At 68.9% G+C, this 24,063-nt stretch carries 24 protein-coding genes and 1 tRNA gene; 15 read left to right on the forward strand and 10 right to left on the reverse strand.

Going from position 1 to position 24,063, the window contains the following annotated elements; translation table 11 throughout:
- Window positions 1–173: 173 nt before the first annotated feature.
- The 4 genes from ACODR1_RS06460 to ACODR1_RS06475 all read right to left on the reverse strand — a co-directional run bounded on the left by ACODR1_RS06460 (window position 174) and on the right by ACODR1_RS06475 (window position 4,665).
- Window positions 174–1,166 carry a FecR family protein gene (locus ACODR1_RS06460; RefSeq protein ID WP_488879714.1) on the reverse strand — a complete coding sequence of 331 codons (993 nt, stop codon included), beginning with the start codon at window positions 1,164–1,166 and terminating at the stop codon, window positions 174–176.
- Window positions 1,130–1,723, reverse strand: coding sequence for an RNA polymerase sigma factor (locus tag ACODR1_RS06465; RefSeq protein ID WP_488879715.1), 594 nt, complete (start codon window positions 1,721–1,723; stop codon window positions 1,130–1,132). The genes ACODR1_RS06460 and ACODR1_RS06465 overlap by 37 nt, the downstream gene beginning before the upstream one ends.
- Window positions 1,724–1,933: 210 nt before the next feature.
- The gene (locus ACODR1_RS06470) at window positions 1,934–3,445 is read right to left on the reverse strand and encodes a UdgX family uracil-DNA binding protein (protein ID WP_488879716.1); all 1,512 of its coding nucleotides are present in this window, start codon (window positions 3,443–3,445) and stop codon (window positions 1,934–1,936) included.
- Window positions 3,445–4,665 (reverse strand): putative DNA modification/repair radical SAM protein, encoded by a 1,221-nt coding sequence (locus ACODR1_RS06475; RefSeq protein ID WP_488879717.1) that lies wholly within the window; start codon window positions 4,663–4,665, stop codon window positions 3,445–3,447. Before ACODR1_RS06475 ends, ACODR1_RS06470 begins: the two co-directional genes overlap by 1 nt.
- 111 nt (window positions 4,666–4,776) lie before the next feature.
- Between ACODR1_RS06475 and ACODR1_RS06480 the strand changes: the two genes are divergently transcribed.
- Window positions 4,777–5,067, forward strand: coding sequence for a hypothetical protein (locus ACODR1_RS06480; RefSeq protein ID WP_488879718.1), 291 nt, complete (start codon window positions 4,777–4,779; stop codon window positions 5,065–5,067).
- On the opposite strand, the gene ACODR1_RS06485 is transcribed toward ACODR1_RS06480, so the two are convergent.
- Window positions 5,064–5,966, reverse strand: a complete 903-nt coding sequence (locus ACODR1_RS06485; protein ID WP_488879719.1) for a LysR family transcriptional regulator — start codon at window positions 5,964–5,966, stop codon at window positions 5,064–5,066. The genes ACODR1_RS06480 and ACODR1_RS06485 overlap by 4 nt on opposite strands.
- A gap of 111 nt (window positions 5,967–6,077) precedes the next feature.
- Between ACODR1_RS06485 and ACODR1_RS06490 the strand changes: the two genes are divergently transcribed.
- The 7 genes from ACODR1_RS06490 to ACODR1_RS06520 all read left to right on the forward strand — a co-directional run bounded on the left by ACODR1_RS06490 (window position 6,078) and on the right by ACODR1_RS06520 (window position 13,062).
- Entirely contained in the window at window positions 6,078–6,422 is a 345-nt protein-coding gene (locus tag ACODR1_RS06490) for an antibiotic biosynthesis monooxygenase (RefSeq protein ID WP_488879720.1), read from the forward strand.
- Window positions 6,419–7,594, forward strand: a complete 1,176-nt coding sequence (locus tag ACODR1_RS06495) for an MFS transporter (RefSeq protein ID WP_488879721.1) — start codon at window positions 6,419–6,421, stop codon at window positions 7,592–7,594. Before ACODR1_RS06490 ends, ACODR1_RS06495 begins: the two co-directional genes overlap by 4 nt.
- Before the next feature lie 117 nt (window positions 7,595–7,711).
- The gene (locus ACODR1_RS06500) at window positions 7,712–8,650 is read left to right on the forward strand and encodes a DUF808 domain-containing protein (RefSeq protein ID WP_488879722.1); all 939 of its coding nucleotides are present in this window, start codon (window positions 7,712–7,714) and stop codon (window positions 8,648–8,650) included.
- A gap of 10 nt (window positions 8,651–8,660) precedes the next feature.
- A complete protein-coding gene (locus tag ACODR1_RS06505) occupies window positions 8,661–10,040 on the forward strand; it encodes a DUF6880 family protein (RefSeq protein ID WP_488879723.1) in 1,380 nt (459 codons plus the stop codon).
- Between the two features lie 201 nt (window positions 10,041–10,241).
- Complete coding sequence (locus ACODR1_RS06510; RefSeq protein WP_488879724.1) at window positions 10,242–12,203, forward strand: putative bifunctional diguanylate cyclase/phosphodiesterase; 1,962 nt, start codon at window positions 10,242–10,244, stop codon at window positions 12,201–12,203.
- A 219-nt stretch (window positions 12,204–12,422) separates the two neighbouring features.
- Window positions 12,423–12,560 (forward strand): hypothetical protein, encoded by a 138-nt coding sequence (locus tag ACODR1_RS06515; RefSeq protein ID WP_488879725.1) that lies wholly within the window; start codon window positions 12,423–12,425, stop codon window positions 12,558–12,560.
- 142 nt (window positions 12,561–12,702) lie between these two features.
- Window positions 12,703–13,062, forward strand: coding sequence for a hypothetical protein (locus ACODR1_RS06520; protein ID WP_488879726.1), 360 nt, complete (start codon window positions 12,703–12,705; stop codon window positions 13,060–13,062).
- Window positions 13,063–13,277: 215 nt separating this feature from the next.
- Here ACODR1_RS06520 and ACODR1_RS06525 read toward each other — a convergent pair.
- Window positions 13,278–13,362: transfer RNA gene (locus ACODR1_RS06525), tRNA-Leu, on the reverse strand.
- A gap of 190 nt (window positions 13,363–13,552) precedes the next feature.
- Entirely contained in the window at window positions 13,553–14,461 is a 909-nt protein-coding gene (locus ACODR1_RS06530) for a LysR family transcriptional regulator (protein ID WP_488879727.1), read from the reverse strand.
- 125 nt (window positions 14,462–14,586) lie between these two features.
- Between ACODR1_RS06530 and ACODR1_RS06535 the strand changes: the two genes are divergently transcribed.
- From ACODR1_RS06535 to ACODR1_RS06550, 4 genes are all read left to right on the forward strand, one after another.
- Entirely contained in the window at window positions 14,587–15,285 is a 699-nt protein-coding gene (locus tag ACODR1_RS06535) for a pirin family protein (RefSeq protein ID WP_101719896.1), read from the forward strand.
- 91 nt (window positions 15,286–15,376) lie between these two features.
- The gene (gene wrbA / locus ACODR1_RS06540; protein WP_488879728.1) at window positions 15,377–15,976 is read left to right on the forward strand and encodes an NAD(P)H:quinone oxidoreductase; all 600 of its coding nucleotides are present in this window, start codon (window positions 15,377–15,379) and stop codon (window positions 15,974–15,976) included.
- Between the two features lie 570 nt (window positions 15,977–16,546).
- Window positions 16,547–17,191: a uracil phosphoribosyltransferase gene (gene upp / locus ACODR1_RS06545; RefSeq protein WP_488879729.1), complete on the forward strand. Its 645-nt coding sequence runs from the start codon at window positions 16,547–16,549 to the stop codon at window positions 17,189–17,191.
- 105 nt (window positions 17,192–17,296) lie between these two features.
- A complete protein-coding gene (locus ACODR1_RS06550) occupies window positions 17,297–17,674 on the forward strand; it encodes a response regulator (protein ID WP_488879730.1) in 378 nt (125 codons plus the stop codon).
- A gap of 156 nt (window positions 17,675–17,830) precedes the next feature.
- On the opposite strand, the gene ACODR1_RS06555 is transcribed toward ACODR1_RS06550, so the two are convergent.
- Together ACODR1_RS06555 and ACODR1_RS06560 are read right to left on the reverse strand one after the other, a co-directional pair.
- Entirely contained in the window at window positions 17,831–19,327 is a 1,497-nt protein-coding gene (locus tag ACODR1_RS06555) for a phosphomannomutase/phosphoglucomutase (RefSeq protein WP_488879731.1), read from the reverse strand.
- 123 nt (window positions 19,328–19,450) lie between these two features.
- Entirely contained in the window at window positions 19,451–19,696 is a 246-nt protein-coding gene (locus ACODR1_RS06560; RefSeq protein WP_488879732.1) for a hypothetical protein, read from the reverse strand.
- Window positions 19,697–19,795: 99 nt separating this feature from the next.
- Here ACODR1_RS06560 and gpmA point away from each other — a divergent pair, with 99 nt between their 5' ends.
- The 3 genes from gpmA to ACODR1_RS06575 all read left to right on the forward strand — a co-directional run bounded on the left by gpmA (window position 19,796) and on the right by ACODR1_RS06575 (window position 23,303).
- Window positions 19,796–20,509 (forward strand): 2,3-diphosphoglycerate-dependent phosphoglycerate mutase, encoded by a 714-nt coding sequence (gene gpmA, locus ACODR1_RS06565; RefSeq protein ID WP_488879733.1) that lies wholly within the window; start codon window positions 19,796–19,798, stop codon window positions 20,507–20,509.
- Window positions 20,510–20,676: 167 nt separating this feature from the next.
- Window positions 20,677–21,936: a pentapeptide repeat-containing protein gene (locus ACODR1_RS06570; protein WP_488879734.1), complete on the forward strand. Its 1,260-nt coding sequence runs from the start codon at window positions 20,677–20,679 to the stop codon at window positions 21,934–21,936.
- 107 nt (window positions 21,937–22,043) lie between these two features.
- Window positions 22,044–23,303, forward strand: a complete 1,260-nt coding sequence (locus ACODR1_RS06575) for a pentapeptide repeat-containing protein (RefSeq protein ID WP_488879735.1) — start codon at window positions 22,044–22,046, stop codon at window positions 23,301–23,303.
- Window positions 23,304–23,421: 118 nt separating this feature from the next.
- Here the strand turns inward: ACODR1_RS06575 and ACODR1_RS06580 are convergent, their stop codons facing one another.
- Window positions 23,422–24,063, reverse strand: coding sequence for a PASTA domain-containing protein (locus ACODR1_RS06580; RefSeq protein WP_488879736.1), 642 nt, complete (start codon window positions 24,061–24,063; stop codon window positions 23,422–23,424).

The raw sequence follows: 24,063 nt of genomic DNA on the forward strand, positions 1-24,063 counted from the left end.
CGCGAAAGCGGGGACCCAGGCTTTTTCTGAAACCCGCGGCGCTCGACGATAAAACACCTGGGTCCCCGCTTTCGCGGGGATTTTACGGGAAAAGGTCCAACAATCTCAAAACCTGAAAACGCCCCCCTCCGGCCCTCCGGGCCACCTCCCCCAGAGGGGGAGGATCTATTGGCTTACCCCTTCCGGGCCAGGCGGATCACGCCGTCCTCGCCTTCGCTGGCCCGCACCGGGAAGGTGTGGGTGACGGCGGTGACGAAGGCCATGGGTTCGGTGCTCTGGAAGTAGCCGGCCAGGCGCAGGTCGGCGATCGACGGGTCGGAGATCCGCACCTTGCGCCGGTTGTAGCGGTTGAATTCGGCCACGGCCTGGCTCAGCGACTGGCCGTTCAGCGCGATGGCGCCCTGGCGCCAGGCCAGGGCCCGCTCGATCTCGGCGTCCGACAGCGGCTGGGCGTGGCTGCCCGTGGGACCGTAGACCATGGCCGTGCCGGCCGCGATCTTCGTTTCCTTCGCCGGCCCCTTGCCATCGGGCTCCACTTCGACCGCGCCGCGACGCACGGTGACGGCGGCGTTTTCTGCGCCCAGGCGGACGGAAAGCTCGCCGCCGGTGGTTTCGATGCGGGAGTCGCGGGCCTTGACCACGAAGGGGCGCCTGTCGGCCGCGGCCTCGAACAGGGCCTCGCCCTTGACCAGCTTCACCTCGCGCACGCCGCCGCGATAACGCACCACGACCTTGCTGTCGGTGTTGAGCTCGATGCGGCTGTTGTCGGCCAGCACCACGACGCGGCGCTCGCCGATGTCGGTGGCGTAGGCGGTCGAGGCGGTGGCGGTCATCACGCCGGTTCCGACCACGCCGGATATGGCGGCGACTGCGGCCATCAGCGTCCAGGGCGAGCGGCGGTCGAAGGCGCGGCGCGGGGCCTCTTCCGGCGCGAACAGGTCGGCGTCGGGTTTCGCAAGGCCCGGCTTGAAGGCGCGCAGCCGCTCGGTCCGCTCCCAGGCGGCGTGGGCGCGCTCGAACGCGGCCTCGTTCTCGAAGCTCTCGGCGCGCCAGGCCTCGAAGGCCGCGCGCGTATCAGCCGCGCAGGCGGGATCGGACAGCCGCACCGCCCATTCGGCGGCGGCCGCTCTCACCGCTTCGCGTCGCGATCCCGCTTCCCGGCCCATGAACGCCCTTCGTCGATACGCACTGACTGGGTCGCGCCCGCGCGGCCCAGCTTTTCGGAACAATAGCGAAGCCCCTTGATCAGGTGCTTCTCGACTGTTGAGACGGACAGACCCATGCGGACCGCTATCTCGCCCGGCGACAGGCTATAAACTTTCCGAAGGGTGAATACACGCCGACATTGTGTCGGCAGTTCCGATATCGCCTCGCGGAGCTGGCGCAGCTCGTCGCGTGACACCAGGGTGGCTTCGGGGCCGGGCGTCTCGTCCATGCCGCCGATCAGCTCGAAGTCGGCGACGGCGGTGATGGTCAGCACCTTGCGGCGGCGCAGGCCGTCGAAGGCCACGTTGCGCAGGGTGCGCGAGGCGAAGGCGGCCGGGTTGGTGATCTCGCGCCAGGTCTTGCAGGCGATCACGCGGGTGAAGGCGTCGTGGACCAGATCCTCCGGATCGGTCTCGCCGTCGCGGCAGAACTTGCGCGCATAGGCCAGAAGCCTGGGCTCCAGGGGCAGGATCTCCCTCCGGAACCAGGCGCGCCGCTCTTCGTCGTCTGCTGTCATCGCCCTCTTCCCCGGCCGGGAACCAACCCCGGCAGCGCCGTCGTGGCAAGAGGCGATGGAGCGCCCCGGGCGGCGGGGAGGGCTTATGCGCCTCGTTCCCGCGCCAAGTATTACGAGGCGGGGCAAGGGATTGCGTGCGAACGAGCGTCGCCGAAAGATTGAGCAGATTTTTTGCGCGGAGCGCTCGCCGGGTGGGCGGCTTTGCTCGCTTCAGTCGATCAGTTTCGCAAGCTCGCCCGCAAGGCGCAGGTCGTCGACGAATTCGGCTCGGGCCCGGTCGCGGGCCTCGGCGTCCGGCAGCCGCAGCAGGAACGACGGGTGATAGGTGACGACCAGTTGGACCTGGCCATTGCCTTGATCGGGCCGTTGCAGCGCCTTGCCCCGATTGGCGGCGACGGGCGTGGCCTTGCCCGTCACCGCCAGGGCCGCCGTCGCGCCCAGCGCCACGATCACGCGGGGACGCACCAGCCGCCGCTCGGCCTCCAGCCACCAGCGGCAGGCCTGCACCTCGCCGCGATCGGGGGTCTTGTGGATGCGCCGCTTGCCGCGCGGCTCGTGCTTGAAGTGCTTGACGGCGTTGGTGACGAAGGCGCGCTCGCGCGGCGCGCCGGCCTCTTTCAGCGCCGCGTCGAACACCTGGCCGGCGGGGCCGACGAAGGGCAGGCCGGCCAGGTCTTCCTGGTCGCCGGGCTGCTCGCCGACGAACATCAGCGGGGCGTGGGCCGCGCCCTGGCCCGGCACGGCCTGGGTGCAGTTGCGCCAGAGGTCGCAGCGGCGGCAGAGCTGGACGGCGGCGGCGACCTCGTCGAGGCTGGTCGGCAGGTCGCCGTTGTAGGATCCGTCGCGAGCGTGGCGCAGGGCGGCCTTCAGCACGCGGTCGGGCGCGGGGGAGGGCGCGGCGGCGACCATGGCGGCGGCGCGCGCCTGGGCGGTCTCGACCAGCTTTGGAATGAGCCGCGCCTCGGGCAGGTTGCGCCAGTACCGCTTGGGCATCTCCTGGCGCATCATCTTCTCGTTCAGCCGGGCGGGGTTGAAGATCGAGGCGTAGTAGGTGCGCCAAAGCTCCTCCTGGGCGTCTTCGGACGGGGCGTCGGCCGGATCGGCGCCGTCCGACACCTTCAGGCTCGCGCCGTCCCAGGCCACGCAGGCGTCGGGCGTCAGGATCGTCCAGGTCATGTTGGTGAAGCGGCGGGCGAAGAACGGCGCGGCGGCCTCGGTGACGCGATGGGCCGGTTCGAACCAGGCGGCGTAGGTCTCGGGCTCGGTCTCGACCAGGCGAAAGCGCACGAAGGCGTGCATCTTGTGGATCGCCCGGGAGATGGCCTTTTCCATGTCGCGCGCCCTGGCGACGTCGGCATCGGCCGGATTGTCGATCAGCCGGGGCTCGCGCTCCAGACGCCACAGCAGCCGATAGAGCAGGGCGAAACGCTCGCCGGAGCGGTGCAGCACCACGGAGCGGGCGAGGTCGACGAAGGCGGGTGGAACCGTAAAGCCCCTCCCCCTTGCCGGGAGGGGGTGGGGTGGGGGAGCTGGCTCTGAAACGGCCATCTCCGCGCCCACACCCCCACCCCCTGACCCCTCCCCGCAGGGGGGAGGGGAGAAGAGGTCGCGTTCGGTGGTCCAGATGACGGCTTCGGGCGAGACGCCCTCGGCCCGCAGGTCGCGCGCCGCGACACGCCAGCCGTCGAAGTCGATCTCCGAGGAGAGCCGCACCACCCGCATCAGAACAGGCTCAGCTGGGCGGGTTCGACGAGGCGGGTCTTCAGGTGCTCGCCGTCGGTCTGCGCGCCGGGCGTCCAGCCCTCGGCGACGACGAAGGCCCTGGCGCGCTTGACCACGGCGCCGACGCGCTTGAGGTCGTCGATCGTGAGGCGCGCCTGCCTGCGGGCCAGGAGGATGCGGTCGACGGCCTTGGCGCCCAGGCCCGGCACGCGCAGCAGGGTCTCGCGGTCGGCCAGGTTGACGTCGACCGGGAACTGCTCGCGGTTTCGCAGGGCCCACGCGGTCTTGGGATCGACCGACAGGTCCAGATCCTCGCCCTGTCCGATGATCTCGGGCTGGGCGAAGCCGTAGAACCGCATCAGCCAGTCGGCCTGGTAGAGGCGGTGTTCGCGCAGCAGCGGTGGGCGGGCCGAGGGCAGGCGGTGGCTGGCGTCCGGGATCGGGCTGAAGGCCGAATAGTAGACGCGGCTGAGGCGATAGGCGCCGTACAGCGAGGCGCTGCGGGCCAGGATGTCGCCGTCCTTGGCCGCGTCGGCGCCGACGATCAGCTGGGTCGACTGGCTGCGGGCGAAGCTCTTGCGGGGCGCCTTGCGGGCCGGTTCGGCCTTGTCCTCGATCGCCAGCCGCATGCGGCCCATGGCCCGCTTGATGTCGCCGACGTCCTTCTCGGGGGCCAGGGACTTCAGGCTGTCGTCGCGCGGCAGTTCGATGTTGATCGACACCCGGTCGGCATAGAGCCCGGCCTGCGTCGCCAGTTCCGGCGAGGCTTCCGGGATGAGTTTCAGGTGGATGTAGCCGCGGAAGTCGTGGTCCAGCCGCAGGGACTTGGCGATCCGGACCATCTCCTCCATCGTGTAGTCGCCGCTCTGGATGACGCCCGACGACAGGAACAGGCCCTCGATGTAGTTGCGCTTGTAGAAGTTGAGGGTGAGGTCGACGACTTCCTTCACCGAGAACCGCGCCCTCGGCGTGTTCGACGACACCCGGTTGATGCAGTAGGCGCAGTCGTAGATGCAGAAGTTGGTCAGCAGGATCTTCAGCAGGCTGATGCAGCGTCCGTCCGGCGCGTAGGCGTGGCAGATGCCCATGCCCTCGGTGGAGCCGACGCCCTTGCCGCCGACGGAGTCGCGCTTCTCGCCCCCCGAGGAGGCGCAGGAAGCGTCGTACTTGGCGGCGTCGGCGAGGATGGCGAGCTTGCGGCGGATATCGAGAACGGCCATCCGCACAGACTATAGTTCTTATTTTGTTCCGTCGAGTTCGTCGATGTCGCATCCGTTGCGGAACCGGGGCGAGGCCTCGCGCGATCCCTTTGCTGGCAAGGGAGATCCGCCATGGCGCGCCGCAAGGAAGATTGGCCCTCGACGATGCTGGACGCCTGGGCGCTGGGCCTGGAGGCGTCGACGGTCATCGGCCTTCGGACCATGGTCCTGGCCGGCGGCGGGGCGAAGGCGCAGGCCGAGGCGGTGCGCATGACCACCGAGAAGATGGCCGCCGCCGCCGACATCGGCCTGAAGTTCTGGTCCGGCGGCCTGCCGCAGGCGCCCGACGCGGCGACGCGGGCGGTGGTGAAGCACTATCGCGCCAAGGTGCGGGCCAACCGCAAGCGGCTGGGGCGGTCCTAGTCGGCGATCATCAGCTCCGACGCGAGAAAGTCGACCAGGGCGCGGACCTTGGGCGTCAGCAGCCGGTTGGACGGCCAGACGACGCGGAACATCCCCGTGCTCTTCAGGAAGGGCTCGAGCACGCAGACCAGGGCCCCCGAGGCCAGCTGCGCGCGCACCGAGAACAGCGGCACGCAGGTGACGCCCTGTCCCTGTTCGGCCATGTAGATCAGGGGCTCCAGCGTGCTGGCGGTCACGGCCGACGGCAGGCCGTCGCCGACGAAGACCTCGCCGCGATAGAGCGGCCAGCGTTCCAGCTTGCCGGTCGAGGGATAGCGGTGCTGGAGGCAGGCGTGGGCCGCGAGATCCTCGGGCGTTCGGGGCGTTCCGTGACGCTCGAAATAGCCGGGCGAACCCACCACCCGGTGCTCGAACGAACCGAGCGAGCGGGTCATCAGGCGGGAATCGGAGACCTCGCCCGTGCGGACGACGGCGTCGAAGCCCTCCTCGATGACGTCGACGATGCGGTCGGTGAAATCCAGGTCGAGCTCGATCTCGGGATAGGCCCGCATGAACGCCGACAGGGTGGGCATCAGCAGCATGCCCACCAGCGGAAAGCTGACGCGCAGCCGGCCGCGCGGCGCCTCCTGCGAGGCCGAAAGCTCGCCCGTCAGCGCATCGATCTCGGCGAAGATCCGCCGGCAGCGGTCCAGCAGCAGGCCGCCCTCGGCCGTCAAAGCCACCGACCGCGTGCTGCGGTGGAAGAGGCGCGTTCCAAGCTGGGCCTCGAGCCGCGCGATGGCCTTGCCGACCGCCGATGGCGAGACGCCGAGACGACCGGCGGCGCCGGTGAAGCTGCGGGTTTCGGTGACCCGAACGAAGACATTGAGAGCGCCCAGGCTGTCCATGGCGAGATCCATTGCGGACTTTTGTGTCCGGATTGAATGAAGGTGTGGCCTGTTTTTCGCTGATTGTCTCGCGGCCACTGTCCGGGGCGCGGCCGATCGGGCCGCCTATCCGGACCTTGCACAATGATCTCGCCCGCCTTCAGCGCCGCGCCTGCGCCGACCGTCTTCATCGTCAACGTCATCCACGCCCGGCCAGGCCTGCAGGACGAGGCCTTCGCCATCATCCAGGACGTGGTTCGCCTGGCCTCGGCCAAGCCGGGCTTCCTGTGGAGCAACCTGGCCAAGAGCACCGACGGGCTGACGGTGGTGAACATCGAGGCCATCGCCGACGAGGGCAATGTCGGCGAGTTCTTCTCCGACCCCGTGTTCGTCGAGAAGTTCCGCCGGCTGGACGAGGTCTCGACCAGCGAGTTCCACACCTATCGCGTCACCGACCTGATCCTGCCGCGCGTCGAGCAGGCCGCGTGAGCGAGGCGGTGATGGAAGGGCGCAGGGCGGCGTTGCCGCTCTGGAGCCTTTCGGCCCTGGCGACGGCGGGGTTCCTGACCATACTGACCGAGGCCCTGCCGGCCGGACTGCTGCCCGATATCGGCGCGGATCTGGCGGTGTCGCAGGCCATGGCCGGCCAGCTGGTGACGGCCTATGCGGTTGGCTCGCTGGTCGCGGCCATTCCGCTGACGGCGGCCACGCGGACATGGCGCCGGCGCCCGCTGCTGATGCTGGCGGTCGGCGGCTTCCTGGTCACCAACGCGGTGACGGCCCTTTCGCACAGCTACGTCCTGACGCTGGCGGCGCGCCTGGCCTCGGGCGTGTTCGCCGGACTGGTCTGGGCGCTGCTGGCCGGCTATGCGGGCCGCATGGCGCCGGAGGCCCTGCGCGGCCGGGCCATAGCGGTGGCCATGGTCGGCACGCCCCTGGCCCTGGCGATCGGCATTCCGGCCGGCACCCTGCTGGGCTCGGTGATCGGCTGGCGCGCGGTGTTCATGATGATGAGCGGCCTCAGTCTTCTGCTGGTCGGCTGGGTGGCCTGGGGCGTTCCCGACTTTCCGGGGCAGGCGGGCGCGCGCCGCAAGACTCTCAAGGACGTCATCGCCCTGCCGGGCCTCAAGACCATCCTGGCCGTGACCCTGGCCTTCGTCCTGGCCCACAACGTGCTCTACACCTACATCGCGCCGCTGTTGCAGAGAGCGGGACTGGGCGATCGCGTGGACGCGGGCCTGCTGCTGTTCGGCGTCGTGGCGCTGGGCGGCATCTGGGTGGTCGGCGCGCAGGTCGATCGTCGCCTGCGAACCCTGACTCTGGCGAGCATCGTGCTGTTCTTGGCGGCGGCGCTGGTGCTGGGCGTGTTCGGCGCAAAGGCCTGGCTGGTCCTGGCGGCGATCGCCGTCTGGGGCGCGGCGTTCGGCGGGGCGGCCACCCTGTTCCAGACCGCGTCGGCCCGCGTCGCCGGCGATGCGACCGATCTTGCCCAATCGATGATCGTCACCGCCTGGAACCTGGCGATCGCCGGCGGCGGCGTGATCGGCGGCCTGATCCTGGGTGAGCACGGTGCGGTGGGGCTGCCATGGAGCGTCGTCGTGCTGCTGGCGGCGGCGTGGATGCTTGCGAAGACCGACCGTGGCGCGGGCTTTCGGGACTAGGCGCCATGGTTCCTCCCCCGATCGCCGCTCGCGCCCTTTACCCGCGAGCGGCGAGCCCTTACGCAGGGCGCTCTTACCCGGCCGCGTGGGGCGGCCGAATCCACGCAAGGTCCTTCCATGCCCTCGGGTCTCGTCGCGCTTCTGGATGACGTCGCCGGCATCGCCAAGATCGCCGCCGCCTCGGTCGACGACATCGGCGCCGCCGCAGGCAAGGCGGGCACCAAGGCCGTGGGCGTGGTCGTCGACGACGCCGCGGTGACCCCGGGCTACGCCATGGGCTTCACGCCCGACCGCGAGCTGCCGATCGTCGCCAAGATCGCCGTCGGCTCGCTGCGCAACAAGCTGTTGTTCCTGCTGCCCGGCGCCCTGGCGCTCAGCGCCTTCGCGCCCTGGGCCGTGACGCCGATCCTGATGCTGGGCGGCGCCTACCTGGCCTTCGAGGCCACCGAGAAGATCATCGAGATGTTCGTCCCCCACGGGGACGAGGTCGCGACCGACGAACTGGCGCTGAGCGGCCCCGAGCTGGAAAAGCAGAAGGTCGCCGGCGCCATCCGCACCGACCTGATCCTGTCGGCCGAGATCATGGCCATCGCCCTGGCCGACGTCAGCGACAAGCCGCTGGCGATCCAGGCCGCCGCCCTGGCCCTGGTCGGCGTGGTCATCACCATCCTGGTCTATGGCGTGGTCGCCCTGATCGTGAAGATGGACGACATCGGCCTGCACATGGCCAAGAGCCCGCGCGCCCCGACCCGGAAGTTCGGCCGCGGCCTGGTGAAAGCCATGCCCGTGGCCATGAGCAGCCTGGCCTATATCGGCACGGCGGCCATGCTGTGGGTCGGCGGCGGCATCATCGTGCACGGCCTGCACCACTTCCACCTGACGCCCATTCCGGGCTGGGTCGAGGGGGTGCAGCACTGGGCCGGCCAGGTCCCGGCCATTGGTCCGGTCACGGGCTGGCTGGCCATGGCGATCGGCTCGGCCATCGTCGGCCTGGTTGTCGGCGGGATCATCGCCGGCGTGCTGCACTTCATTCCGCGCAAGAAGGCGGCGCACTAGGAGAGGGCGGTTGGCCGAACCCAAGCCCAAGGCCGTCAAGAAGGCCGCGCCGCGCAAGTCGGTCAACGCGGCCAATCTCGCGCATCTGGGGCCCGAGGCCCTGGCGGCGCTGCTGATCGAGGTCGCCGACGGCCATGCCTCGATCAAGCGCCGCCTGAAGCTGGCCCTGCTGGGCGAGGTGGGGGCGGCCGATCTGGCCGCCGAGATCGACAAGCGCATCGACGCCATCGCCGGCAGCGGCGCGCGCATCAACTGGCGCAAGTTCAAGGATTTCGTCCGCGATCTGGACGCCCATCGGGCCGCCGCCGGCGGCAAGCTGGGCGAACTGGACCCCAACATCGCCGTGCCGGTGCTGGTGCGGCTGGTGCGGGTTTCCGAAGACCTGGAAGGGCGGATCAAGGATCCCAAGGGCGAGCTTGCGGCCGTATTCGACCAAGCCGTGGCCGACGTCGCGCGGCTGTCGCCCCAGGCCCTGACGCTGGACAGCCGCTACCTGGCCGACTCCCTGCTGGCCTTCGTCGAGAGCGCCTCGACCAAGCTGTCGGTCGATTTGCTGCGCGCCGCCGCGCCCGCCCTGGCCGACGACGCCGTGGCCGTGCTGCGGGGCAAGGTGCGCGAGCGCCTGGCGGCCCAGCGCCGTCCCGATCCGCGCCTGCGGGCCGCCGCCCAGGTGCTGGCCGACCTGGAAGGCGACGTCGAGGGCTTCGCCGGCCTGTTCACCGCCTCGCAGCAGGTGCTGCCGCCGATCGGCGCGCAGATCGCCCGCCGCTATCTGGCCGTCGGCCAGGTGGCTCAGGCCCTGGCCGCCTTGGATCATTCCGCGCCGGGGCCGAGCCTGGCCGAGCAGGCCGATCCCGGCGCCGTCGCCTGGAGCGAGGCCCGCATCGCCGCCCTCGAAGCGTCCGGCGAGACCCTGGAGGCCCAGGCCATGCGCTGGGCGAGCTTCAAGGCCACCCTGTCGGTCGACGCCCTGCGCGCCTTCCTCAAGGGGTTGCCCGATTTCGAGGACGTCGAGGCCGAGGAGCAGGCCCTGGTCTACGCCCAGACCTATCCCGACCCGTTCAAGGCGCTGGCCTTCCTGACCGCCTGGCCTTCGGCGATCGAGGCCTCGCGGCTGGTCATGGAGCGCGGTCCGGCCCTGCACGGCGACCGGCCCGAGGTGCTGGAGCCCGCCGCGCGGCTGCTCGAGCACCGCTATCCGCTGGCCGCCACCGTGCTGCTGCGGGCGATGGTCGACGACGTGGTGCGCTTTGGCCGCGCCGACCGCTACGCCGACGCCAGCCGCTGGCTGCTGGAGGCCGAGTCGCTGGTCCCCGGCCTGCCGGACGATGCGGCGATCGACGACCACGCTGTCTGGGCCCGGCGGGTGGCGGGTTACCGGCGGCTGTAGGCGGATCGCGCTCGTTCGCCTGCCCGCCCCAAAACCGTCTTTCCCCGCGAAGGCGGGGAAGGTCGGCTGAAATGGCTGGGGGGCTGAATTGGGGCCCCGCCTCGCGGCCGCGACATCGCGCCACACCGGGCGCAAGTGGCTGATCACCAAGCCTTAAATATGCGGGGCGCACGACGGAGCGACAATCAACGCGACCGCTCGATGATCCGATTCCCCTGGCCCAGACCCGTTCCGTCGACCCCCGAGCTGCTGAGGGCCCAGGTGCGCGCCTTCTCGCGCCAGGTGCCGATGATGTACGCGCTTGTGCTGGTCAACACGATCGCGCTGTCGGCCACCCACCTGCACAGCTCGCCGCCGGTGCTGACCCTGGGCTTTCCTGGTCTGCTGGCGGTGGTCAGCCTGGCGCGGCTGGTGATCTGGTGGCGGGCGCGCCGGACGGCGATCGATACGGCCGGGGCCGAACGCCTGCTGCGCCAGACCATGGTGTTCGCGGGCATTCTCGGGGCGGGCTTCACGCTGTGGGCGTTCAGCCTGTTTCCCTACGGCGACGCCTTCGCCCAGTCGCACGTCGTGTTCTACATGGCCATCACCGCCATCGGCTGCGTCTTCTGCCTGATGCACATGCGGGCGGCCGCCTTCCTGCTGACCGGGATCGTCGTGGGGCCGATCACCGTCTTCCTGATCGCCAGCGGCAAGCCGGTGCTGGCGGCCATCGGTTTCAACATGGCCCTGGTGGCGGTGGCCATGCTGGTCATCCTGCTGATCGCCTATCGCGACTTCTCCCGGCTGGTGGAATCCTGGCGCGGCCTGGAGGAGCGCCAGGCCGAGATCCAGAGCCTCAGCGACGACTATCTGCGCCTGGCCAATCTCGACGTCCTGACCGGCCTGCCCAACCGCCGCCAGTTCTTCGCCCGGCTGCAAAGGGTGACCGACGCGGCGGCCGTCTCGGGCGCACGGTTCGCCGTCGGGGTGATCGACCTGGACGGCTTCAAGCCGGTCAACGACGCCTACGGCCACGCGGTGGGCGACAAGGTTCTGATCGAGGCCGGCGACCGCCTGAGCCGCGACCATGGCCAGCCGCTGTTCGTGGCCCGGCTGGGCGGCGACGAGTACGGCCTGATTATCGAGGCCGACCTCGACGCGCAGGCCCTGCAAGCCCTGGGCGCGGATCTCTGCGCGGCCTTGCGCGAGCCCTACTGCTTTCCCGGCGTCACGGCCCAGGTCTCCGGCTCGGTGGGCTTTGCGGTCTATCCGCAGGCGGCCGCGGCGCCGAACCTGCTGTACGAGCGCGCCGACTATGCCCTCTATCACGCCAAGCAGAACGTGCGCGGCGCAGCGGTGGTGTTCTCGGCCGACCACGAGACGGCGATCAAGGCCTCGGGGCTTATCGAGCAGGCCCTGCGCCACGCCGACATGGACGCCGAGTTCAGCCTGGCCTTCCAGCCTCTGGTCGACATCAAGAGCGAGCGCACCGTCGGCTTCGAGGCCCTGGCCCGCTGGACCAGCCCGACCCTGGGCGTGGTTTCGCCCGGGGACTTCGTGCCGGTGGCCGAGCGCTCGGGCCTGATCGCGGCGATGTCGCCGGTGCTGCTGTCGTGGGCCCTGAAGGCGGCTGTGACCTGGCCCGACGACGTGCGGCTGTCGTTCAACCTGTCGGTCCGCGACATCGCCTCGCCCGAGCAGATCGCCCGCATCGTGGCGATCATCCAGGAGAGCGGCGTCGCGCCCGAGCGCATCGACCTGGAAATCACCGAGACGGCGGTGATGCGCGACTTCGACCAGGCCGCCCGCTCGCTGGCCAGCCTGAAGGCGCTGGGCGTGCGCATCGCGCTGGACGACTTCGGGGCCGGCTATTCCAGCCTCAGCTACGTGCACCGCCTGCCGATCGACAAGCTGAAGATCGACGGCAGCTTCATGCGCGGGCTGGAGGCGGCCGACAAGCGCCGGGCCATCGTCAAGACCATCCTCGATCTCTGCCGCAACCTCGGCCTCGACTGCGTGGTCGAGGGCGTCGAGGCGCCAGAGCAGCTGGTGCTGCTGCAGCCGCTGGGCTGCCGCGTGGTGCAGGGCTTCCTGTTCGCCCGGCCGATGCCGCGCGAGGCGGTGGCGGGGTATCTGGCGGCCGAGCGCGGCGAGGCCGAGCCGCTGCGGTCGGCGGGGTAGGGGGCTGATAGATGCTCCCCCCTTGGGGGAGCTGCCGCGGAGCGACTGAGGGGGTGTTGGCGCGGCGCTTCCCCCTCCGGCCCTCCGGGCCACCTCCCCCAGAGGGGGGAGGATCTTCGCGCGTAACGCCGATCCGCCAAATCGTACCCATTTTCCCAAACTGAGTAGCGCCGTCCGCGAACCTGTGATTGCATCGTCAAAAAACAGGGTGGAAACAAAATGCAGATGGCTCAATGGCCGGCGCTGATCGTATTGGCGCTCAGCGTCATCGTGTGGGGCGGCATCATTCTCTATCGTGGAAGACGGGACGGCCCGCAGACGGCCGAGGAAGATCTCGACGCGCTTTCGGGCGACTGAGACGCCCGCCGCTTACGGCGACCTGACCTGAAGATTTCAGCCGGCGCGAGCCTTGCCTGGGCAGGGCTCGCGCTTTGGCGCGTGTGCGCGGCCCCGCGCGCGAATCCTGGCGTCGGCCGGCGGCCTCGCCTAGCTTGCGGCCATGACCACGACGCCGCTTTCCGCTCTCAAGCCCATCGTCCTGACCAATGAGGCCGGGGTCGTCTTTCTCAAGCGCCATCCGGCGACTCGCGAGGTGGCGACCAGCGACTCGGGCAACGGCCTTTTGCAGGCCGCCCTGCATTTCGTCGACGCCGTGGAGCCTCCGCCCGCGGACGACTGGGTGATGCCCAACGCGGACGTGCCGCAGGACCGGCCGCACGACCTGAGCTTCGAGAACGACGGCCACGCGCCGCCCTACGGCTTCTGGATCACCCATCCCGATGTGCTGGCCTGGACCACGGAGATGACCGAGGACGATCGGCCCGACTGGTGGGTCAGGGTCTGGCTGAAGACCACCTAGGGAGCAGGTGATTCAATCGCCTTCCTGGGCCTTGTGCCCAGGATCCATCGTTCCGCCGCTCAGACCTTTCAAGGACGACCAAGGTCTGAGCTGTCGCCGGCATGGGCCCTCGCCACGAGGACGAGGGAGGCAACTATAAAGCGATGCGCCCAGGCTGGAGCGCGCTCGCGGCGCCGACGCGCCGTCCGACGGTGAAAATCTTTGTCAGGAAGAGTTGGTGCGGGCGGTCGGGGTCGAACCGACACTCCTTTCGGAACCGGATTTTGAGTCCGGCGCGTCTACCAGTTTCACCACGCCCGCGCTGCGCGTTCGGCGTTGGGGCCGAAGCGGAGGACGGCTTTCCTAGCAGCGGTCGCCAGCGAGCGCCAGAGGCGTTTGTCGTGCGTGGTCCTCGTCCTTCGACAAGCTCAGGATGAGGACCAGTTCACCGGCCTTGCGGTAGAAAACCTCACCCTGAGCTTGTCGAAGGGCGAGGTTTTCGGTCCCGACCTCATCCCAGCCAAGGGGCCTTGGCCAGTCGCTCGGCCAGGAACTCCATCAGCACGCGCACGCGGGCGGGGCGGATCGGATTGGGCGGGGTGACCAGGTGCATGGCGATGGCCGGCGGGGTCCAGTCGGCCAGGACCTGCTCCAGCCGGCCGGCGGCCACGTCGTCCCAGGCCATGAAGTCGGGCTGCATGGCGAGCGCCTGGCCGTCCAGCAGCAGGGCGCGGAAGACGTCGGCGTTGTTGGCCCGCAGCGGCGCGGGCACGCTGATGGCGTACTGGCCTTGGGTCTTGTGCTCGAACCGCCAGGCGTCGCGCGAGCGGCCGCCGGTGTAGAAGAGGGCGCGGTGGCGGGCCAGATCCTTGGGATGCTCGGGCCGGCCGTGCTTGTCGAAATAGGCCGGCGAGCCGACCAGCATCACCCGCACCGGACACAGCCGCCGGGCCAGCAGGCTCGAATCCTCCAGGGCCGAGATGCGCAGGGCCAGGTCGAAGCCGTCTTCGACGATGTCGATCAGCTGGTCGGACAGGGAGAGTTCGACCGAGACCTCCGGATAGAGAGCGAAGAACTCCGACAGGGCAGGGCCCAGGTGGGCGATCCCGAACGACATGGGCGCGGCCATCCGCACCAGGCCCCTGGGCGTGACCGACTGGGCCGAGGCTTCCAGCTCCAGGCTCTCGCCGTCGGCCAGCAGCCGACTGGCGGCCTCCAGCGAGCTCTGGCCGCTGTCGGTCAGGGACAGCCGGCGCGAGGTGCGGTGGAAGAGGGTGGCGCCCAGTCGCTGCTCGAGTCGCGACACCGCCTTGGAGACCGTGGCGTTCGATAGGCTGAGGTCCTTGGCGGCCCGGGCGAACGAGCCGGTCTCGGCCACCTTGGCGAACACGGCCCAGGCCTCGAAGTCGGGAAGTTTCATGATGTCATTTTTGGAAATGGTTTCTTTCGACCATTTCTATTTCGGATCAAGCGATCTGTCTCCATCTTCCTCGTCAACGGAGAGGCCAACACGGCCAGCCACACAAGACACTCCAGGAGATCGACATGATCGAAGTTCGCAAGTTCGACAGCCTGGGCGGCGCCAATCACGGTTGGCTCGACGCCAAGCACCACTTCTCGTTCGCCGGCTACCATGATCCCAAGCGCGTCCATTGGGGCGCCCTGCGGGTCTGGAATGACGACACCATCGCCGCCGGCACGGGCTTCCCGCCGCACCCGCACAACGACATGGAGATCATCACCTATGTCCGCGAGGGGGCGATCACCCACCAGGACAGCCTGGGCAACAAGGGCCGCACCGAAGCGGGCGACGTGCAGGTGATGAGCGCCGGCACCGGCATCCGCCACTCGGAATACAACCTCGAGCCGGGCGTGACCAAGATCTTTCAGATCTGGATCATTCCGGACCGCGGCGGCGAACCGCCCGCCTGGGGCGCCAAGCCTTTCCCCAAGGGCGACCGCTCCGGCAAGTTCGTGGCCCTGGCCAGCGGCTTCAAGGACGACAACGACGCCCTGCCGATCCGCACCGACGCCCGCGTCCTGGGCGCGACGCTGAAGGCCGGCGAGGAAACCGAGTATGAGCTTGGCGCCGGTCGCCACGCCTACCTGGTGCCTTCGACGGGCTCGATCGAGGTCAACGGCGTCAAGGTCGACACCCGCGATGGCGCGGCGATCGCCAACGAGAACACCATTCGGGTGAAGGCCCTGGCCGACGCCGAGCTGGTCCTGGTCGACGCCGCTTAAGAAAAGCGTCGCGACATTCCTTCAAGACGCGGCTGTCGCAGCCGCGTCTTTTCCTCCCCAACCTCAAAGAAGACTTCTCTAGGAGACTCTCATGGCCAAGGTTCTGGTCCTTTACTACTCGTCGTACGGCCACATCGAGACGATGGCCAAGGCCGTCGCCGAGGGCGCCCGCACCACCGGCGCGACTGTCGACATCAAGCGCGTTCCGGAAACCGTGCCGGAAGAGATCGCCAAGGGCGCTCACTTCAAGCTGGACCAAGAGGCCCCGATCGCCTCCATCGCCGACCTGGCCGAATACGACGCGATCATCGTCGGCACCGGCACGCGTTTTGGCCGCATGAGCTCGCAGATGGCCGCGTTCCTCGACCAGGGCGGCGGCCTGTGGGCCCGCGGCGCGCTGAACGGCAAGGTCGGCGGCGCCTTCGTCTCGACCGCCTCGCAGCATGGCGGCCAGGAAACCACCCTGTTCTCGATCATCACCAACCTGCTGCACTTCGGCATGACGATCGTCGGCCTGCCCTATAGCCACCAGGGCCAGATGAACAACGACGAGATCGTCGGCGGCGCGCCCTACGGCGCCACCACGGTCGCCGGCGGCGACGGCAGCCGCCAGCCGACCCAGATCGACCTGGACGGCGCCCGCCACCAGGGCGAGCTGATCGCCGCCGCGGCCATCAAGCTGCACGGCTAAGTCTGGTGCGTGGTCCTTATCCTTCGACAAGCTCAGGATGAGGACCATTCCACCGGCCCTGCATGCGAGATCCTCACCCTGAGCCCGTCGAAGGGCGAGGGTCTCGCGTAAGACCCGGCCGGGTTCCTCCCCCAAAGACTCGGCCGATCCGGAGCGTGACAGCCGAACGTGTAAGCGGTTTCGGCGCCCGTCACGCTCCCAATGCTTACGGAGCAGTCTTGGCCAGGCCAAGGCTGTGGCCGCGTCGCGCTTCATCCTCCCCCAGGAAGCGCGGCGCGGCTTTTCTTTTGGAAAACGGCCGCTTAACCGCGTTTGTGAGCGTCGTGTTCAGCCTGATGCGTGAAGATGCCCGTACGCAGGGGACAGCGAGGCGGGCGTGGCTAAGAAGATCAAGGCAGCGAAGCGGAGGTCGGGAATGGCCGACTTCATGACGCTCCTGGTCTGCGTCGGCTGCACCGTCTGGGCCTTCAGGACAATCGTCGGCCTTGGCGGCTGATTAGCGCTTGGCCTGAAGGCCGGAAGGCGGCACTTGAACGGGAAAGCCGTTTCAAGACCAGGATACCGCCGCCCATGACGACCCCATCCCTTTCGGGCGTGACCATCGTCGACCACCCGCTGGTGCAGCACAAGCTGACCCTGATGCGGGACAAGGAAACCTCCACCAAGACCTTCCGCGCCCTGATGCGCGAGACCGCGACCCTGATCTGCTACGAGGTCACGCGGCAGCTGTCGATGGACGAGGTCGAGATCCAGACGCCCGTCGCGCCGACCAAGGCCAAGGTCATCGCCGGCAAGAAGCTGGTCTTCGCCCCGATCCTGCGCGCGGGCCTGGGGATGGCCGAGGGCATGCTGGACCTAGTGCCGGCCGCCCGCGTGGCCCACATCGGCCTCTATCGTGATCCCGAGACGCTGGAAGCGGTCGAATACTACTTCAAGACCCCGGAAGACATCGCCGACCGCCTGGTCATCGTCGTCGACCCGATGCTGGCCACTGGCCACACGGCCGTGGCGGCCATCGACCTTCTGAAGAAGCGCGGCGTGCGCGACCTGCGCTTCGTCTGCCTGCTGGCCTCGGTTCCGGGCGTGGAGACCCTGCGCGCGGCGCACCCCGACGTCGAGATCTGGACGGCGGCGGTGGATCCGCAGCTGAACGACCACGGCTACATCGTTCCGGGCCTGGGCGACGCCGGCGACCGCACTTTCGGCACGCGGTGATCTGGCGGTGCGCGCTGACCCCGGATCGGGGGCAAGTGTGCGCTTGAGCACTTGCGCGACTCCACGGGCGCGGTAAGCAGCGGCGTTAACCTTTTTCGAGTTCGCATGCTGGTTACGCCGCCTCAGATCTATGTCGCCGACGACGACGCCCTGACGCGCGAGCTGGTCGAGATCCAGCTCGGCCGCGGCGGCTATGGCGCGCGCACCTTCGAGACGGTCGAGGAACTGCTGTCGGCGGTGGCCGCCGCGCCGCCGTCGCTGATCCTGCTGGACGTGCGCATGCCCGGCCTTTCGGGTCTGGACGCCCTGCGCAGCCTGAAATCGGCGCAGGGCGCCGAGGACATCCCCGTGCTGATGCTGACGGGGGAGGGGCGTCTGGACCGCATCGTCCAGGCCCTGCAGCTGGGGGCCGTGGGCTATGTGATGAAGCCCTTCACCGGCAAGGCCCTGGTCGACAAGATCGGCGAGGTGCTCGGGGGCTGAGCTTCCGAGGCTCAAATCAACTCGTCATCCCGGGCGAAGGACCGCGAAGCGGACCGTGAACCCAGGACCCAGGGATGACGATGAGGGGGAGCGCCCAAACAAAAAAGGCCGGGGATCGCTCCCCGGCCTTTCGTTCTTCAGGGACGTTCGCCCCGATCAGATTTCCTGGTTGTACCGGCCGACCCGGGCGCCCAGGCGCGGCTTCACTTCCTGGTGGAAGAGGGCCTTCATGTTGTCTTCCGACTGGGTGCTCTCGACCACGACCACCACTTCGGGCTTGTTGGACGAAGCGCGGACCAGCACCCACGAGCCGTCTTCCAGGTGCACGCGCACGCCGTTGACGGTGATCACTTCGATGATCTTGCGGCCGAGGATCGAGCCGCCGGCGGCGAACAGATCTTCGTATTCCTTCACCACCTCGGCGACGACGCCGTACTTCTTCTCGTCGTCGCAGTGCGGGCTCATGGTCAGCGAGGTGAAGGCCACCGGCAGGGCCTTGCGCAGGTCCGAAAGCTTCTTGTCCGGGTTGCGGTCGAGCATGGCCAGCACGGCGGCGGCGGCGGTAAGGCCGCAGTCGTAGCCGTAGCCCAGCGGGTCGTTCATGAAGAAGTGGCCGCTCTTCTCGAAGCCGGCCAGGGCGCCCGTCTCGGCGCTCTTGCGCTTGATGTAGCTGTGGCCGGTCTTCCAGTAGATGACCTTGCAGCCATGCGCCTTGAGGATCGGGTCGGTGGCGTAGAGGCCGGTCGACTTGACGTCGACGACGAAGGTCGCGCCCGGGTGCAGCGGGGCCAGGTCGCGGGCCAGCATCAGGCCGATCTTGTCGGCGAAGATCTCCTCGCCCTCGTCGTCCACCACGCCGCAGCGGTCGCCGTCGCCGTCGAAGCCGAAGGCCAGGTCCGCGCCGTGCTCACGGACGGCCTTGGCCATCTCGTGCAGCATTTCCAGATCTTCCGGGTTCGGATTGTATTTCGGGAAGGTGTAGTCGAGGTCCGTGTCCATGCCGATCACGTCGCTCACGCCCATGCGCTGCAGGGCGTCGACGGCGAAGGCGCCGGCGGTGCCGTTGCCGCAGGCGGCCAGCACCTTCAGCGGGCGGCTCACCTTGGCGCGGGTGGCGACGTTGGCGATGTAGCGCTCGGCCTGGCCCTCGACGCGGATCAGCTTGCCGCCGTCGCGCTCGACGAACTTCGCGCCCAGGACGATGTCCTTCAGCTTGCCCATCTCGTCGGGACCGAAGGTGAGGGGCTTCTGGGCGCCCATCTTCACGCCGGTCCAGCCGTTTTCGTTGTGGCTGGCGGTGACCATGGCCACGCACGGGATATCGAGGTCGAACTGGGCGAAGTAGGCGGTCGGCGACAAGGCCAGGCCGATGTCGTGGACTTCGCAGCCGGCGCTCAGCAGGCCCAGGATCAGGGCGTTCTTGATCGACGAGGAATAGGAGCGGAAGTCGTGGCCGACGACGATCTTCGACTGGCCAAGCTCATGGATGTAGGTGCCCAGGCCCAGGCCCAGCGCCTGCACGCCCAGCAAGTTGATCTCGGGGCCGAACAGCCAGCGTGCATCGTATTCGCGGAAGCCCGTCGCCTTGACCAGCGGCTCGTTTTCGTAAGCGGCGGTATTCGGAACCAGATCGGCGCGGGGTTTCGAGAACATTGGAGCTCGCTTCAATGAGTGATGGGGTGCGTTTAGCTGTCGGGGTGGTTGTTTTCCACCCTCTTCGTAGGACGATGATCGATCAATGTGACGATTGATCGATAATGGCGCGAGAAGAAGCGACTATTGCGCCGGGTCGCCGCTGGCGGCGGCCGCGGTGGCGGCTTCCTGCGCACGCCGCTGCTCGCTGCGCTGCGCGGCGGCCTTTTCCTTCTCGATCAGCGCCTTCATCTCCGGGGTCTGCTGGATCGGCGTGGAGCCGAACGGGCCGGGCGAACGCTCGCCATGCCCCTGCGGCCAGACCATGGCAAAGGCGACCATCGCCAGGGCGACCAGCGCGCAAAGGGGCATGAAGATGCGATCAGGCATGGTCCGCCTATACCACGCCTCTTGTGGCTGGATAGGGGCGATGCTTGACGCGAGGTCCCGCGCGCCTTAGCCCGCCATGACCTCATTCAAGGAGCGCAGATGCCCGTCCTCGTCCTGCTTCGCCACGGCCAGAGCCAGTGGAACCTCGAAAACCGCTTCACCGGCTGGGTCGACGTCGACCTGACCGCCGAGGGCGAAGCCCAGGCCCGCAAGGGCGGCGAGCTGATCAAGGCCGCCGGTCTCGACATCGACGAGGCCTTCACCTCGGTCCAGACCCGCGCCATCCGCACCTGCAACCTGGCGCTCGACGCGGCTTCGCAAAGCTTCGTGCCTGTGACCAAGGACTGGCGCCTGAACGAGCGCCACTACGGCGGCCTCACCGGCCTGAACAAGGCCGAGACCGCCGAGAAGCACGGCGAGGAGCAGGTGACCATCTGGCGCCGCTCCTACGACGTTCCGCCCCCGGAGCTTGCCCCGGGCGGCGAGTACGACTTCGCCAGCGACCGCCGCTACAAGGGCGCGGCCCTGCCGTCGACCGAAAGCCTGGCCACCACGCTGGTGCGCGTGCTGCCCTACTGGGAAGAGGCCATCGCGCCCAAGCTGAAGGCCGGCGAGAACATCCTCGTCGCCGCCCACGGCAACTCGCTGCGCGCCATCGTCAAGCACCTGTTCGCGGTGCCCGACGACCAGATCGTCAAGGTCGAGATCCCCACCGGCAATCCGCTGGTCATCGAGCTGGATTCGGCCCTCAAGCCGACCGGCGCCCGCTACCTCGACGAGGCCCGCGCCGAAAAGCTGCCGGCCGTCGGCTGATTTCGCTCCTCGGGTAAGTTCTTCCTGGGTTCCTTTCGTCCGAGGGCGAAAGGAACCCTAGGTCGTCTCCAGTGCTCGCTACGCGCGGGAAGTGCCTGGAAACACGACGTTAATGCTGATGGGCGCATCAAGTTGGTCTACCCTTCGGGGAAACGACGCGAGCTTGCATGAACACCCCGGCAGCGGCGGGCCAGGAACACCGGCGCCTGACGCAACAAGAAGTCGACGTGATCTGCGCCAAGCACGACCGCCTGTGGTCGGCTAGGCTCGGCGGCGCGCGCGCGGTCTTTGCCTTCTGCGACCTGTCGGGCCTGGTGCTGGTCGGCCGCAATCTGTGCGACGCCGACTTCACGGGCGCCTTGCTGGTCGGGACCGACCTGCGCCGCTGCAAGCTCGACAACGCCAACCTCTACGGCGCCGACATGCAGGGCGCCGATCTCACCGATTCCTCGCTGCGCCGGGCCGACCTGCGCGGGGCGAGCCTGCGCGGCGCCAACCTGACCGGCGCCGACATGTTCGAGGCCGACCTGCGCGAAGGCCAGATCGCCGCCGCCGACCGCGAGAAGGGCTACCGCATCCTCGAGCCGGTGCAGCGCGAGGCCTACGCCATGGGCGCCAACCTTTCGGGGGCCAATCTCGAGCGCTCGCGGCTGTCGGGCATCGTCGCCACCAAGGCCGATTTCAGCGACGCGATCCTCAAGGACGCCAAGCTGGTCCGCGCCAATCTCAAGCAGGCCAATTTCAACGGCGCCAACATGGCGGGCGCCGACCTGTCGGGCGCGAACCTTGCCGGCGCCGACCTGCGCAACACCGTGCTGGTCGGGGTCAAGACCATGTCCTGGAACGTCACCGGGGCCAGCATGGAAGGGGCGCTGACCGACAAGGCCTCGGGCGTCGACGTCTCCGACATGCCCTACGAGCAGATGATCGCCGACCACGCCCGCTGGTGCGAGACCGGCGGCGGCGAGGGCAAGCCGTCGGTGTTCGACAAGGCCGACCTGCGCAATCTGAAAAGCATCCGCGGCTTCAACCTGACGGCCCTGTCGGCCAAGGGCGCGGTGTTCTACGGCCTCGACATGGAAGGCGTGCAGATGCAGGGCGCCCAGCTGGAGGGGGCGGACCTGCGGGCCTGCAACCTGCGCCGGGCCGACCTGCGCGGCGCGCGGCTCAAGGGAGCCAAGCTGTCGGGCTCGGATCTGCGCGACGCCCAGCTTGGGCCGCTGCTGATCGGCAAGGACCGGCTCTTGCCGGCCGACCTGACCGGCGTGCTGCTGACCAACGCCGACCTGGCCCGGGCCGACCTGCGCGGCGCGTGCCTGGCGGGCGCGGATCTTTCGAGGGCGAACTTCACCAGCGCCAACCTCAAGGATGTCGACATCACCGGAACCATCCGGCTGGGCGCCCGAGGGCTCGAAGACCTCATCTGAGTTACCCAAATTGAGAAGTATGCAGCGACCTTAACCGTTCGCTCGTCGATTCCTGTTATCCGATTGTCCGCTAGTGATTTTCCAGTAAGACGGGAGGGGGTCCCGCAATGAACGCCGCACAGAGCATCGCGGGACGCCGCAAGCTCAGTCAGGCCGAACTCGACATGATCGTCTCGGCCCACGAGAAGTTCGTGACCGGCAAGCAGGGCGGCAAGCGCGCCTCGCTGCGGTTCATGAATCTGTCGGGGCTGGACCTGTCGTTCCGCAACCTGACCGACGCCGATCTTTCCGCCTCGATCCTCGACGGCTGCCGCATGGTGCGCGCCAAGCTGGATCGCGCCAGCCTGTTCGGCTGCGACCTGCGCAAGGCCGACCTGCGCCAGGCCAGTCTCCAGCGCGCCGACCTGCGCGGCGCCTGCCTGCGCGGGGCCAACCTCTCGCAGGCCGACCTGACCCAGGCCGATTTCCGCGAGGGGCAGATCGCCATCCCGCACCCGCGCAAGGGCCTGGACACCGTCAAGCACGAGACCCGCAACGGCGAGGTCGACGAGGTCAACTTCTCGGGCGCCACGCTGGACGGCTCGCAGTTCACCGGCGTCTCGGCCTTCAAGGCCGACTTCTCCGACTGCTCCCTGCGCGGGGCCAAGCTGTCGGGCGCCAATCTGAAGGAAGCCAACCTGGTCGGAGCCATCCTCGACAACGCCGACGTCAAGGGCGCCAACCTCGAGGGGGCCAACCTGCAGGGCGCGGTGATGTCGGGCGTCGACACCTCGACGGCGCGCGTCCACGGCGCGCACATGAACGGCGCCCTGACGACCTCGACCCCCGAGGCGGTGAACAAGGCGCGCGAGCTCTACGCCCGCTGCCTGGCCAACCAGCAATGGTGCCAGACCGGCGGCAAGGAGGGCGCGGCGGCCCGTCTCGACGGCGAGGACCTGCGCCCGATCGGCGACCGCCTCAAGGGCCTGCGCCTGACGGCCATGAGCGCCAAGGGGGCGTGCTTCGTCGGCATGGACCTGTCCGGCGCGCAACTGCAGGGGGCCAACCTGCAGAACGCCGACCTGCGCGCGGCCAACCTGCGCGGCGCCGACCTGCGCGGAGCCAAGCTGACCGGCGCCAACCTGACCAAGGCCGACCTGCGCCAGGCCTTCCTGTCGCCGCTGCCGCTGGGGCCCGAGCGCAAGACCGTCGGCAGCCTGGCCGCCGCCCGCCTGCGCTATGCCATGCTGCAGACCGCGGACCTTTCCGAAGCCGTTCTCGACGGCGCCGACCTGCGCGGCGCCGACTTCACCGGCGCCCGCATCGCCAAGGCCAGCTTCCGCGACTGTGACGTAGGCCAGGCCCAGGGGCTGGAGTTCGGGGCTTAAACCCCCTCAGTCGGCTTCGCCGACAGCTCCCCCAGAGGGGGAGCATCTTGGCGCTCTAGATCCTCACCCTCTGGGGGAGGTGGCCCGGAGGGCCGGAGGGGGTAGCCGCTGAGGTGGCCTATTTCAGCCCCAGCGTCACCGCGTTCGTCGTGCGCACCAGCGCCTTGGGCGTGACGTCCTGCGAGGCGACGGTCTGCTCGGCGGCCTTGTCGGTGGGCACGGTCTCGCCCTTGGCGTCGACGAAGGCGGCGGTGAAGCCGCGGGCCGACAGCGCGGCTACGGCGGCGGCCCCGGTCAGGCCGCGCACGTCCGGCATCGGGGCGGCGTCGTCGAGGGCGGCCGGCGGCGGCACGGGCACGATCTTGAAAGTCAGCTTGGCCGCGCCGCTGGCCTGGAAGGCGTAGCGCTGCTGGAAGGCCGCATCGACCGGGGTGACATAGGTGCGGGCCTTGCCGATCGCCGCGGCCCGGCCCGACGTGCCGGCGCTGCCGTCGGCGCCGCCGGTGCCGCCGATGTGCATCGAGACCTGCACCTCGCAGGTGGTCTCGGGCAGCACGTAGAAGGTGGGCTGGTAGCCGATCGCGCGCAGGGTCTCCAGGCCCTCGTCGCCGTCGCTCTCGTACATCGCCAGGGTCGCGGCCAGCGAGGCCTGGTCGAGGGCGGCCTGGGCCTCGGCCACGCCGCGGCCGACGGCGGCGATCACCTCGCCCAACGGCGTGGCCAGGCTTTCGCTGAGCAGATCGGAGGCGTCCTGCGACAT

It is taken from the genome of Caulobacter sp. FG7, from assembly GCF_057808875.1.

Bases quoted from the DNA above. Each gene is read 5' to 3' on its own strand.
- ACODR1_RS06515 (WP_488879725.1), top strand. From the start codon at position 12,423: ATGCAGATGGCTCAATGGCCGGCGCTGATCGTATTGGCGCTCAGCGTC.
- ACODR1_RS06510 (WP_488879724.1), top strand. From the start codon at position 10,242: ATGATCCGATTCCCCTGGCCCAGACCCGTTCCGTCGACCCCCGAGCTG.
- ACODR1_RS06470 (WP_488879716.1), bottom strand. From the start codon at position 3,445: ATGCGGGTGGTGCGGCTCTCCTCGGAGATCGACTTCGACGGCTGGCGT.
- ACODR1_RS06520 (WP_488879726.1), top strand. From the start codon at position 12,703: ATGACCACGACGCCGCTTTCCGCTCTCAAGCCCATCGTCCTGACCAAT.
- ACODR1_RS06465 (WP_488879715.1), bottom strand. From the start codon at position 1,723: ATGACAGCAGACGACGAAGAGCGGCGCGCCTGGTTCCGGAGGGAGATC.
- wrbA (WP_488879728.1), top strand. From the start codon at position 15,377: ATGGCCAAGGTTCTGGTCCTTTACTACTCGTCGTACGGCCACATCGAG.
- ACODR1_RS06530 (WP_488879727.1), bottom strand. From the start codon at position 14,461: ATGAAACTTCCCGACTTCGAGGCCTGGGCCGTGTTCGCCAAGGTGGCC.
- ACODR1_RS06570 (WP_488879734.1), top strand. From the start codon at position 20,677: ATGAACACCCCGGCAGCGGCGGGCCAGGAACACCGGCGCCTGACGCAA.
- ACODR1_RS06460 (WP_488879714.1), bottom strand. From the start codon at position 1,166: ATGGGCCGGGAAGCGGGATCGCGACGCGAAGCGGTGAGAGCGGCCGCC.
- ACODR1_RS06575 (WP_488879735.1), top strand. From the start codon at position 22,044: ATGAACGCCGCACAGAGCATCGCGGGACGCCGCAAGCTCAGTCAGGCC.
- upp (WP_488879729.1), top strand. From the start codon at position 16,547: ATGACGACCCCATCCCTTTCGGGCGTGACCATCGTCGACCACCCGCTG.
- gpmA (WP_488879733.1), top strand. From the start codon at position 19,796: ATGCCCGTCCTCGTCCTGCTTCGCCACGGCCAGAGCCAGTGGAACCTC.
- ACODR1_RS06535 (WP_101719896.1), top strand. From the start codon at position 14,587: ATGATCGAAGTTCGCAAGTTCGACAGCCTGGGCGGCGCCAATCACGGT.
- ACODR1_RS06550 (WP_488879730.1), top strand. From the start codon at position 17,297: ATGCTGGTTACGCCGCCTCAGATCTATGTCGCCGACGACGACGCCCTG.
- ACODR1_RS06555 (WP_488879731.1), bottom strand. From the start codon at position 19,327: ATGTTCTCGAAACCCCGCGCCGATCTGGTTCCGAATACCGCCGCTTAC.
- ACODR1_RS06475 (WP_488879717.1), bottom strand. From the start codon at position 4,665: ATGGCCGTTCTCGATATCCGCCGCAAGCTCGCCATCCTCGCCGACGCC.
- ACODR1_RS06480 (WP_488879718.1), top strand. From the start codon at position 4,777: ATGGCGCGCCGCAAGGAAGATTGGCCCTCGACGATGCTGGACGCCTGG.
- ACODR1_RS06580 (WP_488879736.1), bottom strand. From the start codon at position 24,063: ATGTCGCAGGACGCCTCCGATCTGCTCAGCGAAAGCCTGGCCACGCCG.
- ACODR1_RS06490 (WP_488879720.1), top strand. From the start codon at position 6,078: ATGATCTCGCCCGCCTTCAGCGCCGCGCCTGCGCCGACCGTCTTCATC.
- ACODR1_RS06560 (WP_488879732.1), bottom strand. From the start codon at position 19,696: ATGCCTGATCGCATCTTCATGCCCCTTTGCGCGCTGGTCGCCCTGGCG.
- ACODR1_RS06500 (WP_488879722.1), top strand. From the start codon at position 7,712: ATGCCCTCGGGTCTCGTCGCGCTTCTGGATGACGTCGCCGGCATCGCC.
- ACODR1_RS06485 (WP_488879719.1), bottom strand. From the start codon at position 5,966: ATGGATCTCGCCATGGACAGCCTGGGCGCTCTCAATGTCTTCGTTCGG.